The sequence below is a fragment of the Streptomyces monticola genome, from assembly GCF_042665355.1.
Taxonomy (GTDB): domain Bacteria; phylum Actinomycetota; class Actinomycetes; order Streptomycetales; family Streptomycetaceae; genus Streptomyces; species Streptomyces monticola.
The window spans coordinates 1-16,721 of the sequence record NZ_JBHTCF010000023.1 but is presented as its reverse complement, the minus strand read 5'-3'; the positions used below and the strand labels follow the sequence as shown (position 1 = coordinate 16,721).

At 72.5% G+C, this 16,721-nt stretch carries 12 protein-coding genes; 10 read left to right on the top strand and 2 right to left on the bottom strand.

Annotation, left to right across the window (positions count from 1 at the left end):
* Positions 1-24: 24 nt before the first annotated feature.
* On the bottom strand, positions 25-1,446 hold the full coding sequence (locus ACFQVC_RS36045; protein WP_381838699.1) for an amidase: 1,422 nt from the start codon (positions 1,444-1,446) through the stop codon (positions 25-27).
* A gap of 282 nt (positions 1,447-1,728) precedes the next feature.
* Between ACFQVC_RS36045 and ACFQVC_RS36040 the strand changes: the two genes are divergently transcribed.
* From ACFQVC_RS36040 to ACFQVC_RS36030, 3 genes are all read left to right on the top strand, one after another.
* Positions 1,729-2,715, top strand: a complete 987-nt coding sequence (locus tag ACFQVC_RS36040; protein ID WP_381838852.1) for a LacI family DNA-binding transcriptional regulator — start codon at positions 1,729-1,731, stop codon at positions 2,713-2,715.
* A gap of 139 nt (positions 2,716-2,854) precedes the next feature.
* On the top strand, positions 2,855-4,051 hold the full coding sequence (locus tag ACFQVC_RS36035) for a thiolase family protein (protein ID WP_381838697.1): 1,197 nt from the start codon (positions 2,855-2,857) through the stop codon (positions 4,049-4,051).
* 228 nt (positions 4,052-4,279) lie between these two features.
* Positions 4,280-5,716, top strand: coding sequence for a benzaldehyde dehydrogenase (locus tag ACFQVC_RS36030; protein ID WP_381838695.1), 1,437 nt, complete (start codon positions 4,280-4,282; stop codon positions 5,714-5,716).
* A gap of 125 nt (positions 5,717-5,841) precedes the next feature.
* Here ACFQVC_RS36030 and ACFQVC_RS36025 read toward each other — a convergent pair whose 3' ends face one another.
* The gene (locus tag ACFQVC_RS36025) at positions 5,842-6,240 is read right to left on the bottom strand and encodes a thioredoxin family protein (protein ID WP_381838693.1); all 399 of its coding nucleotides are present in this window, start codon (positions 6,238-6,240) and stop codon (positions 5,842-5,844) included.
* 138 nt (positions 6,241-6,378) lie between these two features.
* On the opposite strand from ACFQVC_RS36025, the gene ACFQVC_RS36020 reads away from it, so the two are divergent.
* From ACFQVC_RS36020 to ACFQVC_RS35990, 7 genes are all read left to right on the top strand, one after another.
* A complete protein-coding gene (locus ACFQVC_RS36020; protein ID WP_381838691.1) occupies positions 6,379-7,839 on the top strand; it encodes a dihydrolipoyl dehydrogenase family protein in 1,461 nt (486 codons plus the stop codon).
* Between the two features lie 436 nt (positions 7,840-8,275).
* Entirely contained in the window at positions 8,276-9,079 is an 804-nt protein-coding gene (locus ACFQVC_RS36015) for a VOC family protein (protein ID WP_381838689.1), read from the top strand.
* Positions 9,080-9,232: 153 nt separating this feature from the next.
* Positions 9,233-10,474 (top strand): DUF418 domain-containing protein, encoded by a 1,242-nt coding sequence (locus ACFQVC_RS36010; RefSeq protein ID WP_381838687.1) that lies wholly within the window; start codon positions 9,233-9,235, stop codon positions 10,472-10,474.
* Positions 10,475-10,608: 134 nt separating this feature from the next.
* The gene (locus ACFQVC_RS36005) at positions 10,609-11,916 is read left to right on the top strand and encodes an ATP-grasp domain-containing protein (protein ID WP_381838685.1); all 1,308 of its coding nucleotides are present in this window, start codon (positions 10,609-10,611) and stop codon (positions 11,914-11,916) included.
* Complete coding sequence (locus ACFQVC_RS36000) at positions 11,916-13,946, top strand: CocE/NonD family hydrolase (protein ID WP_381838683.1); 2,031 nt, start codon at positions 11,916-11,918, stop codon at positions 13,944-13,946. Before ACFQVC_RS36005 ends, ACFQVC_RS36000 begins: the two co-directional genes overlap by 1 nt.
* 87 nt (positions 13,947-14,033) lie before the next feature.
* A complete protein-coding gene (locus ACFQVC_RS35995; RefSeq protein ID WP_381838681.1) occupies positions 14,034-15,305 on the top strand; it encodes a cytochrome P450 in 1,272 nt (423 codons plus the stop codon).
* Between the two features lie 47 nt (positions 15,306-15,352).
* A complete protein-coding gene (locus ACFQVC_RS35990; RefSeq protein ID WP_381838679.1) occupies positions 15,353-16,318 on the top strand; it encodes a pirin family protein in 966 nt (321 codons plus the stop codon).
* The last annotated feature ends 403 nt before the right edge of the window (positions 16,319-16,721 follow it).

Below are 16,721 nucleotides of genomic sequence, written 5' to 3'. Positions count from 1 at the left end.
GCCCTCGCCCGGAGGGGGAGGTGTTCAGGCCGCCCCGGCGGTGTCGCCCGCTGTGACCGGCCACCGCTCGTACCACTTCTGGTCGCTCTCCAGCTGCGCCGCGAGCGAGACGAGCAGCGGTTCGCTGTTGGCGGGCCCGAGCAGCTGCGCCCCCACCGGGAGGCGGCCGGGGGCGAAGCCGGCCGGCACGCTGATGCCGGGCCAGCCGAGCACGTTCCACGGCCAGGCGTACGGACAGGCCGCGATCATCGCCCGGTCGGTGCGCAGCCCGTTCATCGCCGCGATCGTGCCGATACGGGGCGCGGGCGTCGCGGTGGTGGGCGCGAGCACCACGTCGTAGCGGCGGAAGACCGTGCCGACCCGGCGGTGCAGCGTCACCTCGGCCCGGCGTGCCCAGCGCAGCGGCGCCCCGCCGAGCACACGGCCCATGCGCGCCGCGTCCTGGGTGCGCGGGTCGAGCAGTGCCGGATCCGGCACGCGCTGAGCCCACTCGGCGATCCCGGCCGTGGCGCGCGGCACGAAGGTGAGCCCGATCGGGCCGTACGGCGGATCGGCCTCCTCGACCTCGTGGCCGAGCGCGGCGAGCCGGTCCGCGAGCGCGTACAGCGCGGCCCGCACAACCGGCGCCAGCTTCTTGGGCGTTGCGGTGAACGGCATCCGCGTCGACAGGGCGATCCGCAGGCGCCCCGGGTCGCGGCCGACGGCCTCACCGAGGCGCAGCGCGGGCGGCCGGTGCAGATCGCCCTTGTGGCTGCCGCTCGCGCAGTCGAGCAGCAGCGCCGCGTCCTCGACGGTCCGTGCCAGCGGTCCGTTGACGGTGATGCCCTGGAACGCCTCCGGGTCGGGCCACGAGGAGATCCGGCCGCGCTGCGGCTTGATGCCGATCAGATGGGTCCATGACGCGGGGATGCGCACCGAGCCCGCGCCGTCCGAGCCGAGCGCCGCGGGGACCAGTCCCGCGGCCACCGCGGCCGCCGAACCGCCCGACGAACCCCCGGGTGTGTGACCGGGGTTCCACGGATTGCGGGTGTCCCCGAAGGCGGGCCCCTCGGCGTGCGGCCACTGCCCGAACTCACAGGTGTTGGTCTTGCCGACGATCACCGCGCCGGCCGCCCTGAGCCGGCGTACCGCCTCCGCGTCCTCGCTCTTGGCCGGGAACGTGCCGCGGCAGCCGAACGCCGTCGGTTCGCCCGCCACGTCCATGTCGTCCTTCACCGCGACCGGCACCCCGAGCAGCGGCAGCCGCTCACCGGCGGCGAGCCGGGCGTCGGCGGCCTCGGCCTCGGCGAGCGCGGCCTCCGCGCGCACCCGGCGGAACGCGTTGAGCGCGGGCTGCGCCGCCTCGATACGGGCGAGGGTCTCCTCGACGACGGCGCGCGAGGAGAACTCGCCGTCGGCGAGCGCCCGCGCGGTCCGCGCGAGACCTGCGGCACGGTCGGTGGTCATGCGGGCACCTTTCCGGTGGCGGACCGGGTCTCTTGTTCGTACGAACGAACGTTAGCGTTCGCGGGCGGAAATCGATATGGGAGTACGGGAGTTGACCTGGGCGGAGCCGGCTGCCCGGCGCCTCATCGGGACCGGCCTGCCGCCCGCCCGGCGGGGTCTGGAAGGATGCGGGGGGTGGTGCAGATACCGAAGCAGTCAGGACGTCCGGCCCTGGAGAGCACGGCGGACACGGCGAGCACGACCGGCGCACCGAACGCGGCCGGCACGGCGGCCGCACGCCCCGTGCCGACCAGCGCCGACGTGGCGCGGCTCGCCGGGGTCTCACGGGCGACCGTGTCGTACGTCCTCAACAACACCACCGCCGTGCGGATCAGCGAACCCACCCGGCGCCGTGTCCGCGAGGCCGCCGAAGAGCTCGGCTACGTGCCGCACGCCGCCGCCCGCAGCCTGCGCGCCGGACACAGCCGGATGGTCCTGATGCCGACCCCGCACATCCCCGCGGGCCCGCTCTACAGCCACTTCCTGAACGAACTGCAGTGGGCCCTGCGCCGCCTCGACTACACCGTCGTGCAGCACGGCAGCGTCGGCATGAGCGGTGACGAGGCCGCCCGCGCCTGGGCCGAACTGCGGCCCGTCGCCGTCCTCGCACCCGGCGCGGGCACCCTCGGGCCCCGCGGCGTGAACGTCCTCAAGCGCTCCGGCGCCAAGGCCGTGCTCACGCTCGGACCCGAACGCGTCGAGGGCGCGCACGCCCTGCTGATGGACCAGCGCGAGGTCGGCCACTGCGCGGGCGCCCACCTGCTGTCCGGGGGCCGCCGGAGCATCGGCGTGATCATGCCGGCGGAAGCCGGGTTCGAGACCTTCTCGGCGCCGCGTCTCGAAGGCGTCCGCGCGGCGGCCGAAGGCACCGGGGCCCGGGTGGTGCCCCTCGGCCTCGCCTACGACGAGCAGGATGCGGCCGAACTCGCCGCGCGCTGGCCGGACTTGGGGCTCGACGCGGTCTTCGCGTACAACGACGAGTACGCGATGCTCCTGATGCGTGCCCTCCAGGACGCCGGGACCGGCATCCCGGGGGACACCGCCGTCATGGGCGCCGACGATCTGCTCATCGGCCGCCTCCTGCGCCCCCGTCTGAGCACTGTCCACCTGGAGATGCCGTCAGGACAGCTGCTCGCGGAGTTCGTGGACCGGGTGGTGCGCGACCCCGGGGGAGCGCCCGAAGTGCACCATCTGCTCGGCAGTACGGCGGTTCCGCGCGACTCGACGTGAGCGCGCGGACGGCCCGGACGCGGAACCCGGGGTGCGGCGCGGACGCCCGGATGCGGGAATCCGGCCCGGACGCCCGGACACGGAAGTGCGGCCGGACACCGGAACATGTGGCCTGGACACCGGAACTGAAGGAGCAGGGATGAGCAGCCCCACCGTGCGTGATGTCTATATCGTCGACGCCGTCCGCACCCCGATCGGGAAGTTCGGCGGCGCCCTCGCCGGCGTGCGCCCCGACGACCTCGCCGCCCATGTCGTACGCGCTCTCGTCGACCGCACCCCCGACCTCGACCCGGCCCGTATCGACGACGTGGTCTTCGGTGACGCCAACGGCGCGGGCGAGGACAACCGCGACGTGGCCCGTATGGCCGTCCTGCTCGCCGGGCTCCCCGTGAGCGTCCCGGGTGTCACGGTCAACCGGCTCTGCGGCTCGGGCCTCGAAGCCGTCATCCAGGCCGCACGCGCCATTGCGCTCGGCGACGCGTCGGTGGCGATCGCGGGCGGGGTGGAGTCCATGTCGCGCGCGCCGTGGGTGCTGCAGAAGCCCGAGCGGGCCTTCCCCGCCGGCCACCAGCAGCTGCACTCCACGACCCTCGGCTGGCGGATGACCAACCCGCGGATGCCCGCCGAGTGGACCGTCTCGCTCGGCGAGGGCGCCGAACTCGTCGCCGACAAGCACCACATCACCCGTGAACAGCAGGACGCCTTCGCCCTCGCCAGTCACCAGAAGGCGGCCGAGGCCTGGGACAAGGGCCTCTACGACGGCGAGGTGGTGGCGTACGAGGGCATCGGCCTCGACCGTGACGAGTGCATCCGCGACACCACGTCGATGGACGCCCTCGCCAAGCTCAAGCCGGCCTTCCGCAAGGACGGGGGTACCGTCACCCCGGGCAACGCCTCGCCCCTCAACGACGGTGCGGCCGCCCTGCTCCTCGTCGACGAGGACGGTCTGCGCGCCACCGGGCGTGAACCGCTCGCCCGGATCGGCGCATCCGCCGTCACCGGTGTCGAGCCGCAGCTATTCGGGCTCGGCCCGGTCGAGGCGGTGCGGCGCGCGCTCACCAAGGCGGGCGGCTCCTTCGCGGAGCTCACCACCTTCGAGCTGAACGAGGCCTTCGCCGCGCAGGCGCTCGGCTGTCTCGCCGAATGGCCCGACCTGGACCCCGGGTTGGTCAACCCGCGCGGTGGCGCCATCGCGATCGGCCACCCGCTCGGCGCCTCGGGCGCACGTCTCGCGGGCTCCGTCGCACATCAGCTCGCGGCTGCGGGCTCGGGCAAGGGCGTCGCGGCCCTGTGCATCGGCGTCGGACAAGGGCTCGCGCTGGTCCTTGAGCGCTGACCGGCTGTGCGTGCACGGTTACAACTCCCCGTATCTGTAAGGGAGTTGAGCGAGTGCGGTACGGATCCGGAACCGCCGGTGCGCGTTGCGGAGGGTTCTGGTTCCGTACCGCGTGCATAAGATGTTGCGCACTGAACTACTTTGGTTTCGGTGGGCGCCCGGCCCCGTGCCGCCGCGCCCGCCGCCGTCGCCGCACGGGACTTCACCTCATCGAAACGGAGACCTGGCATGCCCCTGCTCGACCCGAAGAACTGGCAGCCCCGTGCCCTTGCCGGCGGTGCGTACACCATCACGGAACCCGCGACGGGCGAGCAGCTCGGCGCCCTCACCCTCGCCGGCGGTGACGACGTGGACGCCGCGGCCGAAGCCGCGCACGCCGCGCAGAGAGCCTGGGCCGCGCTCCCGCACTTCGAGCGCGCCGCCGTCCTGCGCCGCGCGGGCGACGCCTTCGCCGCACACGCCGGCGAACTGCGCGAGTGGCTGGTGCGCGAGTCCGGATCGATCCCCGGCAAGGCCGACTTCGAGCTGCATGTCGCCGCCCAGGAGTGCTACGAGGCCGCGGCGCTCGCCTCCCGGCCCGGCGGCCAGGTCCTGCCGAGCGAGGCCCCGCGCCTGTCGTACACCCGGCGCGTGCCGGTCGGCGTCACCGGCGTGATCGCCCCGTTCAACGCCCCGCTGATCCTCTCCATACGGTCGGTCGCCCCCGCCCTCGCCCTGGGCAACGCCGTTCTGCTCAAGCCCGATCCGCGCACCGCCGTCTGCGGCGGCCTCGCGCTGGCCGCGGTGTTCGCCGAGGCGGGCCTGCCCGAAGGGCTGCTGCATGTGCTGCCCGGCGGCGCCGAGACGGGCCAGGCCCTGGTCGCGCACCCGCGCGTGCCCGTCATCTCCTTCACCGGCTCGACGGCCGCGGGCCGTGCGGTCGGTGAGGCCGCGGGCCGCCATCTCAAGCGCGCCCACCTGGAGCTCGGCGGCAACTCGGCCCTCGTCGTCCTGGAGGACGCCGACCTCGACGCGGTGATCTCCACCGCCGCCTGGGGGTCCTTCTTCCACCAGGGCCAGATCTGCATGACCACGGGCCGCCACCTCGTGCACGCCTCGCTCTACGAGGAGTACGTCGAGCGCCTCGCCGCCAAGGCCGCGGCCCTCGCCGTCGGCGACCCGCACCGCGAGCAGGTCCACCTCGGCCCGCTCATCGACCAGGGCCAGCTCAGCAAGGTGCACGCCCTGGTGGAGGCCTCAACGGCGCACGGCGCCAAGCTCGCCGAGGGCGGCGCGCACGACGGGCTCTTCTACCGCCCGACGGTGCTCGCGGGAGTCGACGACCACACCCCCGCGTACACCGAAGAGGTCTTCGGCCCGGTCGCGCCCGTCCGCTCCTTCGCCACCGCCGACGAGGCCGCCGCGCTCGCCGCCGCAGGCCCCTACGGACTGTCCCTGGGCATCGTCACCCGCGACACCGCCCGCGGCCTCGCCCTCGCCGACCGCATCCCCACCGGGATCGCCCACATCAACGACCAGACGGTCAACGACGAGGCGGTCGCCCCCTTCGGTGGCATCGCGGCCTCCGGCACGGGAGCGCGCTTCGGCGGCGAGGCCAACCTGGAGGCGTTCACCGAGACGCGCTGGACGACGGTGCGCGGGGACACGGCGACGTATCCGTTCTGACGCCCGCTCCTGGGCGCCCGCGGACACGCGTCCTCGGGGCACCGGCGGGCATGCGTCCTCGTGGGCGCCCGCGGGCATGCGTCAGGGGGCGGACCCGGCTTTCCGGATCCGCCCCCTGACGCCGTTCACGCCTCGGGCTGCTGGCCCTGCGACGCCTGCTGTTCTGCCTGCTCCTGGGCGATCGCCTTGCGCACGTCCTCCATGTCCACGTTGCGAGCCTGCCCGATCACATCCTCGAGAGCGGACTCCGGCAGCGCGCCGGGCTGGGCGAAGATCGCGACCTTGTCCCGGATGATCGCGAGCGTCGGGATCGACTGGATCCCGAAGGCCTGCGCGAGCTCCGGCTGCGCCTCGGTGTCGACCTTGCCGAAGACGAGGTCGGGGTGGCGTTCCGACGCACCCTCGTAGACCGGGCCGAACTGGCGGCAAGGACCGCACCAGGACGCCCAGAAGTCGATGAGGACGAAATCGTTCTGCGACACGATTTCGTCGAAGTTCTCCTTGGTGAGTTCCTGGGTGCTCACAGCTTCCTACCTCTTCGCGGTCGGATACGTCGTACTCCCTGCTGCCCCGCACAACGGCGCGGGTCAGCTCCCTATTCCGGGACATCCGTGCCCCTGCCCCTGTGGCCGTGGCCCACACATAACGGAAGACTGGCGCCCATGGATCAGGCACAGGGACACGCAGAAGATGCAGAATCCGCCTACGACGTGGTGGTCATCGGCGCCGGACCGGTCGGCGAGAACGTGGCCGACCGCGCCCGCGCCGCGGGCCTGAGCGCCGCGATCGTGGAGAGCGAACTGGTCGGCGGCGAGTGCTCCTACTGGGCGTGCATGCCGAGCAAGGCGCTGCTGCGCCCCGTCATCGCCCGCGCGGACGCCCGCCGGGTGCCGGGCCTGCGCCAGGCAGTGCAGGGGCCGCTCGACGCCGCCGCGGTCCTCGCCCACCGCGACTACTACACGAACAACTGGAAGGACGACGGCCAGGTCGGCTGGCTCGATTCCATCGGCGTACGCGTGTACCGCGGCCAGGGCCGTATCGACGGGCCCAAGCGGGTCACCGTCGGCGGGCCCGACGGGGAGCGGCAGGTCCTGACCGCCCGGCACGCGGTGGCCGTGTGCACCGGCAGCCGCGCCGTGCTGCCCGACCTGCCGGGCCTCGCCGACGTCCGTCCGTGGACCAGCCGCGAGGCGACCAGCGCGCAGTCCGTGCCCGGGCGGCTCGCGGTCGTCGGCGGCGGTGTCGTCGCCGCCGAGATGGCCACCGCCTGGCAGGCCCTCGGCTCGCGCGTGACGGTCCTGGTCAGGGGCGAGGGGCTGCTGCCGAAGATGGAGCCCTTCGCCGGTGAACTGGTCGCGGAGGCGCTGCGCGAGGCCGGTGCGGAGGTGCGCACGGGCGTGTCCGTCACCTCGGCCGTGCGCGAGGGCGGCGCGGTCACGCTCACCCTCGACGACGGTGAGCACCTGGAGGCCGACGAGGTCCTCTTCGCCACCGGCCGCGCGCCGCGCACCGACGACCTGGGCCTCGACACCATCGGCATCGAACCCGGCTCCTGGCTCACCGTCGACGACAGCTGCCGGGTCGAGGGCAGCGACTGGCTGTACGCCGTCGGCGACGTCAACCACCGTGCGCTCCTGACCCACCAGGGCAAGTACCAGGCCCGGATCGCGGGCGCCGCCATCGCCGCCCGCGCGGCCGGCACGCCTCTCCTGGAGACCGACCGCTGGGGCGCGCACGCCGCCACCGCCGACCACGCGGCGGTGCCCCAAGTGGTGTTCACCGACCCGGAGGTGGCCTCCGTCGGGCCCACCGCGGCCGAGGCCGAGCGCGCGGGCCGCCGGGTGCGGGTGGTGGACTACGACCTGTCGGGCGTCGCGGGCGCCGGCCTGTACGCCGACGGCTACCGCGGGCAGGCCCGGATGCTCGTGGACCCGGACCGCCCGGTCGTCGTCGGCGCCACGTTCGTGGGCCCCGGCGCGGGCGAACTCCTGCAGGCGGCGACGATCGCCGTGGCCGGAGAGGTCCCCGTCGAGCGGCTCTGGCACGCGGTACCCGCGTACCCGACGATCAGCGAGGTGTGGCTGCGGTTCCTGGAGACGTACCGCGACGGTGACGGCGGCTGACGGCCTTCCGCGCGGTGACGGCGGCTGACGGCCTTCCGCGCGGGCCGTGGTGCGGGAAGCCTTCGCGCGCGGTTCACGGATCCGGGTCGTCTTGCGGCACACGCAGGGCGGGCGGGCCGCAAGACGCCTCCCCGGAAGCGCCCAGGACCGCGGTGGACCCCCGGTACGGCAAGACGCTCCGCCGACGCGCGGCGCGGAGGCCGGTCCGCGCCTGCGGGAGGAGGCGGAACCGGCGCGCCGTGTCGCGTCGCAATCAGCTTCCCCGCGGCCGCGATGGCCGAAAAGGTGCCGACGGTCCCTGACAAGGGCCCGACCGGCTCTACTCGGGCGCCGCCCGGGGTGCTGCTCGGAACGCCGCTCGGGGAGGCGGTCGCGCACCGGCCCGCCTACCGTGACAGAGGGCGGATGTTCCCCAGTACGGGAGGCTCGAGCCACCATGACCGCATACCCCGAAGGCGCGCCCTGCTGGGCGGACGCGATGTTCCCCGACGTGGGCGCCGCGAAGGACTTCTACGGCGAACTCCTCGGCTGGACCTTCACCGAGGGCGCACCGGAGTTCGGCGGCTACACCCAGGCGTACTCCGACGGCAAGGCCGTGGCCGCCGTCGTCCCGCGGCCACCCGACATGGCGGGGCAACCCCCGGCCTGGAACCTCTACTTGGCGTCGCCCGACGCCGCGGCCACCGCCGAAAGGATCCGCTCCGCGGGCGGCACCCTGGTGATGGAGCCGATGGAGGTCGGCCCGTTCGGCACCATGGCCGCCGCGCAGGACCCCGGTGGTGTGTACTTCAGCGTCTGGCAGCCGGGCGGCCACGCGGGCTTCGAGAAGACCGGCGAGCCCGGCGCCTTCTGCTGGGCCGAGGTCACCACGCGCGACGCGGACAAGGCGGACGCCTTCTTCCCCGCGGTCTTTCCGTACGAGGTGAAGAAGATGGCCGACGACGCCATCGACTTCCACGTGTGGGAGCTCGGCGGCGAGCCCCTCCTCGGCCGTCTGAAGATGGGCCCCGACTTCCCGGCGGAGGTGCCGCCGCACGTCAATGTGTACTTCGCCGTCGAGGACTGCGACGCGGCCGTCGCCACCGTCCAACGCCTGGGCGGGAGCCTGCTCTTCGGGCCGATGACGAGCCCCTTCGGCCGGTTCGCCACGGTCACCGACCCGCAGGGCGCGGCCCTTTCCGTCATCGACCTGTCGACGACGGAGGGCGAGATGCCGGAGATGGGCGCCGACGTCGCGTAGGAGGCGGGCCCAGGAGGCGGCGTCTCCACCGAAGTGTGTAGTCACGCCTGCCGGGTTCACCGAAGGATGTAGCGGCGGTTCATCACCGCTCATGACGATCTGCGTGCCGTGCCGGGCAACGCTGGGAGGACCACGAGCCTCCCGGGGATGCCCATGTCGCACACGCCTGCCACTGCCGCCACCAGCGCACCGACCGCACCGACCTCAGCAACCTCACCGGCCGGGCCGCACGCGCGCGCCCGCCCTGCCCGGCTGCCTCTGCTCGACGTGCTGCGCGGCACGGCGATCGTGGGCACCCTGATGACCAACGTATGGATCTTCACGAGCCCCGCGTCCGAGTGGGGCGTGCTCACCGGAGGCCTGCCGGGGGCGACCCTGCACGGACTGCTCGACGGGGCGTCGCCGGGGGAGGCCGCGGAGAGCGTCTTCCGGTTCCTGGCCGACGGCAAGTTCCTGTCCCTGCTCACCGTCCTCTTCGGTGTGGGCCTGGCCATCCAGTTTGACTCCGCCACCCGTAACGGCCTTGCCTGGCCCGGCAGTTACCGCAGGCGCGCCCTGTTCCTGTTCGCCGAGGGCACCCTGCACTTCGTCCTCGTCTTCGCCTGGGACGTGCTCATGGGCTACGCGGTGACGGCCCTCCTCGTCGCCCGGCTCCTGAACCGCTCCGACCGCGTCCGGCGCACGGTGATGTGGACGGCTGCGGGCCTGCATCTCACGGTGATCGCCCTGCTCACCCTCGCCCTCGTCACGGCCCCCGACACGGCCGACGGAAGCGGCCCGAACCCCGACGTGGTGGCGCTCTACGCGGACGGCGGCTACCCGGAGCAGGTGCTGTTCCGGCTGCAGAACGCCCTCGCGATGCGCCTGGAGCCCGTCCTCTCCTTCGGCCTGCTCGTCTTCCTCTTCCTGCTCGGCGTACGCCTGTTCCGCGCGGGCGCCTTCCGGCAGGACGCGGCAGGACGTGCCCTGCGCAGCCGGATGCTGCGCTGGGGCCTGGGACTCGGACTGCCCCTCAACGCGGCCGTGTCCCTGGCCGGCCCGGACTTCGTCCTCGCGGGACGCTATGTCGCCGCGCCCCTCGTGGCCCTCGGCTACATCGGACTGATCGGCGCGCTCCTCGACCGGGTGCGCCGCCCAGGGCCGCTCACCGCCGGCCTGACCGCGCTCGGCCGTACCGCCCTGTCCGGCTACGTCGCCCAGAACGTGCTGTGCGTCCTCGTCTCGTACGGCTTCGGACTCGGCCTCGCCACCCGGCTCGCGGACACCGGGCCATGGTGGGTGATGGGCCTGTGGGCGACGGTGTCGGCGCTGCTCCTCGCCGGGTCCGCGCTGTGGCTGCGGCGGTTCCCGCAGGGGCCGCTGGAGTCGCTGCAGAAGCGGGCGCTGCGCCGCTGACCCCGTCCGGGAACGTCGCCGCCGCCCGAGGGCTTCCCCCGGGGGACTTCGGACCTTGTTTGGGGCAGGTGCTGCGGGAAACCCGAGGTCGCGGCAAGGTCCCCCATGCGCAGGGTGCGCGGAAAGAGGTCCCCATGGAACCGGCCGACATCTTCGTCCTGGGGCTCGACGAGAAGAACCGGGCGGCGCTCGAGGAGCTTCCGCTGGCGGAGCTGTACCGATTCCATCCCCTGCTGACCCACGACGAACTGCAGCAGGGGGAGATCCCCATCGCCGAATTCCTGGAGCGGGCACGGCGGCAGCTGACCGAGTTCGGCAAGCCCGTGGACGCCGTCGTGGGCTACTGGGACTTCCCGGTGAGCACCATGGTCCCCATCCTGTGCCGCGAGTTCGGGCTGCGCGGCCCCTCCCTTGAGGCGGTCGTCAAGTGCGAGCACAAGTACTGGAGCAGGCTCGAACAGCGGAAGGTGATCGACGAGTACCCGCGGTTCGGCCTCGTGGACCTGGAAGGCCCGCCCCGTCCGCCGGAGGGACTGCGCTACCCGCTGTGGCTCAAGCCGGTGAAGTCGTACTCGTCGGAACTCGCCTTCAAGGTGCGTGACGACGAGGAGTACGCCGCCGCCGTGGCCGAGATCCGCGAAGGCATCGGCCGGCTCGGCCGGCCCTTCGAGCACGTCATGGACCGGCTCGACCTGCCTCCCGAGATCGCCGAGGCCGGCGGCCAGGCCTGTCTCGCCGAGGAGACGCTCAGCGGCGCGCAGGTCACCGTCGAGGGCTACAGCTGGGGCGGGCGGGTCGAGATCTACGGTGTCGTCGACTCCCTCAACTACCCCGGTACGTCCAGCTTCCTGCGCTACCAGTACCCGTCCACGCTCCCCGACGAGATCCAGGACCGGCTCGCCGAGGTCTCCCGCAAGGTGATCGCGCAGATCGGCCTCGACCACTCGACGTTCTGCATCGAGTACTTCTGCGACCTCGACACCGGCACCATCGGGCTCCTGGAGGTCAACCCGCGCCACTCCCAGTCGCACGCCGAGGTGTTCGCCCATGTCGACGGGATCCCCAACCACCACTGCATGGTCTCCCTCGCCCTCGGCGAGGATCCCCAACTCCCGTACCGACAGGGCCCGTACAAGACCGCGGCCAAGTGGTTCCTGCGCCGCTTCGAGGACGGCGTGGTCAGCCACCGCGCCTCCGAAAAGGACATCGAACGCCTGCGGGAGGAGATCCCCGGCGTCGGCGTCGTGCTCCACGCCGACGTGGGCGACCGGCTCTCGGAACTGCCGCAGGCCTCCGACAGCTACAGCTACGAACTCGCCCATGTCTACGCGGCGGCCGCCGGCGAGGCCGAGCTGCGCGACAAGTACGAACGCTGCGTCCGCGCCCTGGACTTCAGGTTCGAGGACGACCCCGCCGCCGACACCCCCGAGGAGGGCCACTGATGCGTGAGGTGACCTCACTGCCGTACGACATCAGGCAGGAAGAGCACCTCTGGATTCCGCTGCCGGACGGCACCCGGCTCGCCGCGAGGCTCTGGCTGCCGCAGAACGCGGAAGAGGAACCGGTGCCCGCGGTCCTGGAGTTCATCCCGTACCGCAAACGCGACCTCACCGCCGTACGCGACTCCGTCCACCACCCCTATATGGCGGGCCACGGCTACGCCTGCGTCCGCGTCGACCTGCGCGGCACGGGGGAGTCCGAAGGGGTGCTCACCGACGAGTACCTGGAGCAGGAGCTGCGCGACGCCGAGGACGTGCTCGACTGGCTGGCACGGCAGCCGTGGTGCGACGGCAGCACCGGCATGATGGGCATCTCCTGGGGCGGCTTCAACGCCCTGCAGCTCGCGGCCAGGCGCCCGCCGGGCCTCGGGGCCGTCCTCATCGCGTCGTTCAGCGACGACCGCTACGCCGACGACATCCACCACATGGGCGGCTGTCTGCTCTCCGACAACCTGTCCTGGGCGTCCACGATGTTCGCCTACACCTCGTGCCCGCCCGACCCCGCCCTCGTCGGCGACGCCTGGCGGGACATGTGGCTGGAGCGGCTGCGCGGCAGCGGCCTCTGGCTGCGCGAGTGGCTTACCCACCAGCGGCGTGACGCGTACTGGCGGCACGGCTCGGTGTGCGAGCGGTACGAGGACGTGGGCTGCCCCGTGTTCGCCGTCAGCGGCTGGGCCGACGGCTACTCCAACGCCGTGTTCCGGCTCATGGAACACCTGGACGTCCCCCGCAAGGGACTCATCGGGCCCTGGTCGCACAAGTACCCGCACCAGGGCGAGCCCGGCCCCGCGATCGGCTTTCTGCAGGAGGCCGTGCGCTGGTGGGACCGATGGCTCAAGAAGCGCGACAACGGCATCATGGACGAACCGATGCTGCGCACCTGGATGCAGGACAGCGTGCCCCCGTCCACGTCCTACGAGGAACGCCCCGGCCGCTGGGTCGGCGAGCCGTCCTGGCCGTCCCCGCACACGCGCCCCACCGAACTCGCCCTGGCCGCCCACCGGTTGCGGCGGCCCGACGAGGCGGCGCCGGACGAGGGCGAACTGCTCGGGGTCGAATCCCCGCTGTCCGTCGGCCAGTTCGCCGGCAAGTGGTGCTCCTACAGCGCACCGCCCGACCTGCCCTACGACCAGCGCGAGGAGGACGGCGGCTCCCTCGTCTTCGACACCGACACACTGACCGAGCCCTGCGAGATCCTCGGAGCGCCCGTCGTACGCCTCGAAGTGGAGGTGAACCGCCCCGTCGCGATGATCGCCGCCCGGCTCTCCGACGTGGCGCCCGACGGCCGCGCCACCCGCGTCACCTACGGCCTGCTCAACCTGACCCACCGCGACGGCCACGACCGGCCGGAGCCGCTCGAACCAGGACGCCGCTATCTCGTCGACGTCCAGCTCAACGGCGTCGCCCAGCGCTTCCCCGCCGGACACCGCATCCGCCTGTCCCTGTCCACGTCGTACTGGCCGCTGGCCTGGCCGCCGCCGCACCCCGTGCGCCTCGGCGTGTTCACCGGCGCCAGCCGGCTGCTGCTCCCGGTGCGCCCGATGGCCGAGTCCGACGAGGTCAGCCTGCGCCCCTTCGACCCGCCCGAGGGCACCCCGCCCCTCGCCACCACCCAGCTCCGCCCCGGACGCCAGGAATGGCAGGTCACCCGTGACCTCGTCGGCTATGAATCGGCCCTCGAAGTCGTCGCCGACAACGGCACGATGTGCTTCGACGACATCGGCTGGGAAGTGGGCCGCAGCTCCCGCCAGCGCTACAGCTCGGTCGCCGATGACATGCTCTCGCCGCGCGGCGAAGTGGAGTCCACGATGCGCTTCGCACGCGGCGACTGGGAGGTCACGACCGTCACCCGCACCGTCCTCACCTGCACCGAGGACACCTTCCGGCTGCACGCCCGGCTCGACGCGTACGAGGGCGAGCGCCGCGTCCACTCGGAGAACTGGGACGAGACGATCCCCCGTGACCACCTGTGACCCGTGGGGCACCTCGTACGTGGCCGGGTGCCGCTCCTACCAGCGGTAAGAGGGTTTGAGGCCGGGCAGCGGGGTCACCCCGTGGACATGAACCCCCTTCGACCCCTGACCGACAGCACCCTGCCCCTGCTGGCCGGCGGCTACGCCTGGCTGCCGGGGCGCTGGCAGCGCACCGACAAACCCGTGGTGCGCACCCGCCTCCTCGGCAAGCACGCCGTGGCCCTGCGTGGCCCCGACGCCGTCCGCTTCTTCTACGACGAGCAGCACATCAAGCGTCAGGACGCCCTCCCCGACCCGGTGCTCGCCACCCTCTTCGGGCACGGCGCCGTGCACACCCTGGACGGCGAGACGCACCGCGTGCGCAAGGCCATGTTCCTGTCGCTCCTGACGGACCCGACCGGCGTCGGCGACCTGACCGGGCTCGCCGCCCAGGCCTGGGACGACGCGGCCGAGTCCTGGGCGGACACCGGCGGCCGGGTCGTCCTCTTCGACGAAGCGAGCCGCATCCTCACCCGCGCCGTGTGCCGCTGGACCGGCATCCCGCTGCGGGACGACGAAGTCACCGATGTGGCAAGCGACTTGGTGGCCATGGTCGACGGCTTCGCGAGCCCGGGACCGCGCCATGCGCGCGCCCGCCGCGCCCGAGCCCGCCGTGAGGCCTGGCTCGCCGGCCTCGTCGAGCGCATCCGCGCCGACGCGAGCAGCGCGATGCCCGACTCGGCCGCCGCGACGGTGGCCGCCCACCGCGACGCCGAGGGCGCACTTCTGTCCCCGCACGACGCCGCCGTCGAACTCCTCAACATCATCCGGCCCACCGTCGCGGTGAGCTGGTTCATCGCCTTCGCCGCGCACGCCCTGTACCGCTGGCCCGACCACCGCGAGCGCCTCGTGAAGGAGTCCCCGGCCTACACCGACGCCCCCGGCGCGTACGCGGAGGCCTTCGCCCACGAGGTGCGCCGCTTCTACCCGTTCGCCCCGTTCGTCGGCGGCCTCGCCGTCTCCGACCTCACCTGGCAGGGCGAGCCCATCCCCGAGGGCAGCATGGTCCTGCTCGACCTGTACGGCCAGAACCACTCCGAAGACCTCTGGCAGCGCCCCTACGTCTTCGACCCGAACCGCTTCCTGCAGGAGCCGCCGCAGCGCGACGAGCTGATCCCGCAGGGCGGCGGCGACCCGGTCACCGGCCACCGCTGCCCCGGCGAGGACATCGCCGTCAGCCTGCTGCAGACCCTGTCCCTGCGCCTGGCCCACCTGGAGTACGACGTACCCGACCAGGACCTGCGCATCCCGCTGCGCCGCCTGCCGGCCAAGGTGCGCAGCGGATTCGTCCTGGACGGCGTACAGCGCCCCGCGCGCTGAACCCGTAACGGGCCGCGCGCCGCCCCGGCCTCGGTAGGTTGTGGGCCATGAGCAACCTTGATCGTGACGCTGCCCTGTCCGTCTGCGGCGGACGGGGCTTCGTCGTCGCCGAGCCCGTACGCGAACTCCTCACCCCGCGCCGCGTCCAGCTCGGCGAGTCCACCGAAGTGCGCCGCCTGCTGCCCAACTTGGGCCGGCGCATGGTCGGCGCCTGGTGCTTCGTCGACCACTACGGCCCCGACGACATCGCCGCCGAACCCGGTATGCAGGTGCCGCCGCACCCGCACCAGGGACTCCAGACGGTCAGCTGGCTGCACGAGGGCGAGGTCCTGCACCGCGACTCGCTCGGCAGCCTCGCGACGGTACGCCCCCGCGAACTGGGCCTCATGACCTCGGGCCACGGCCTCAGCCACTCCGAGGAATCACCGGTCCCGCACCCCCGCTACCTGCACGGCGCCCAGCTCTGGGTCGCCCTGCCCGACGCTCACCGCCACACTGCCCCGCACTTCGAGCACCACCCCGCCCTGCCCCAGGTCACGGCCCCCGGCCTCACGGCCACGGTCATCCTCGGCACGGTGGACGCCACGACCTCCCCCGGAACGACCTACACCCCCCTCGTCGGCGCCGACCTGACCCTCACCCAGGACGCCGACGTCCGCCTTCCCCTGGAGCCCGACTTCGAGTACGCGGTCCTCTCCATGTCCGGCGAGGTCCATGTCGACAACGTCCCGGTCCTCCCCGGCTCCATGCTCTACCTCGGCTGCGGCCGCACCGAACTCCCCCTGCACGCCCGGTCCGAGGCCTCCCTGATGCTCCTGGGCGGCGAACCGTTCGCCGAGGAGATCGTGATGTGGTGGAACTTCATCGGCCGGTCGAACGGCGATATCGCACAGGCTCGCTCCGAGTGGATGGATGGTTCACGCTTCGGTGAGGTGAAGGGGTACGACGGTGCTCCGCTGCCCGCTCCGGAGCTGCCCGCCGTGCCCTTGAAACCGCGGGGACGGGTGCGCTGACCTGGGGAGAAGGTACTCGCGTCCGGTACCTCTCAGTGGTCGCCCGTCAGGACCGCCAACTGCCGCCCGAGGACGCACGGGAAATGGCCGGGGTCGAAGAATGAGGCTCCATCGGCATCGCCTCGCTTCTAGGGTTTAGCAGTGTGAAACAGCCTCTGGCAGGACTCATGCTGACCTGATGCTGAGTTTCGTGACGGAGCGTCAGATGCTGTCGTTCTGCGCGACCAGCTCTAACAGGTGCTGGGTGACGCCCATAAGGGGGAGTGTCTTGTTCTTGGCTCTTCCAAGAATTTCGTAGGCGCTGATCGGCTTGGGGTTTCTGGCGTCTGACGTGCCCGGGTTCGGTCAGGATGGTCGCGTGTAGTGTCGAACTATCCGTGCTGCTCCCGCAGTTGGTGGACGT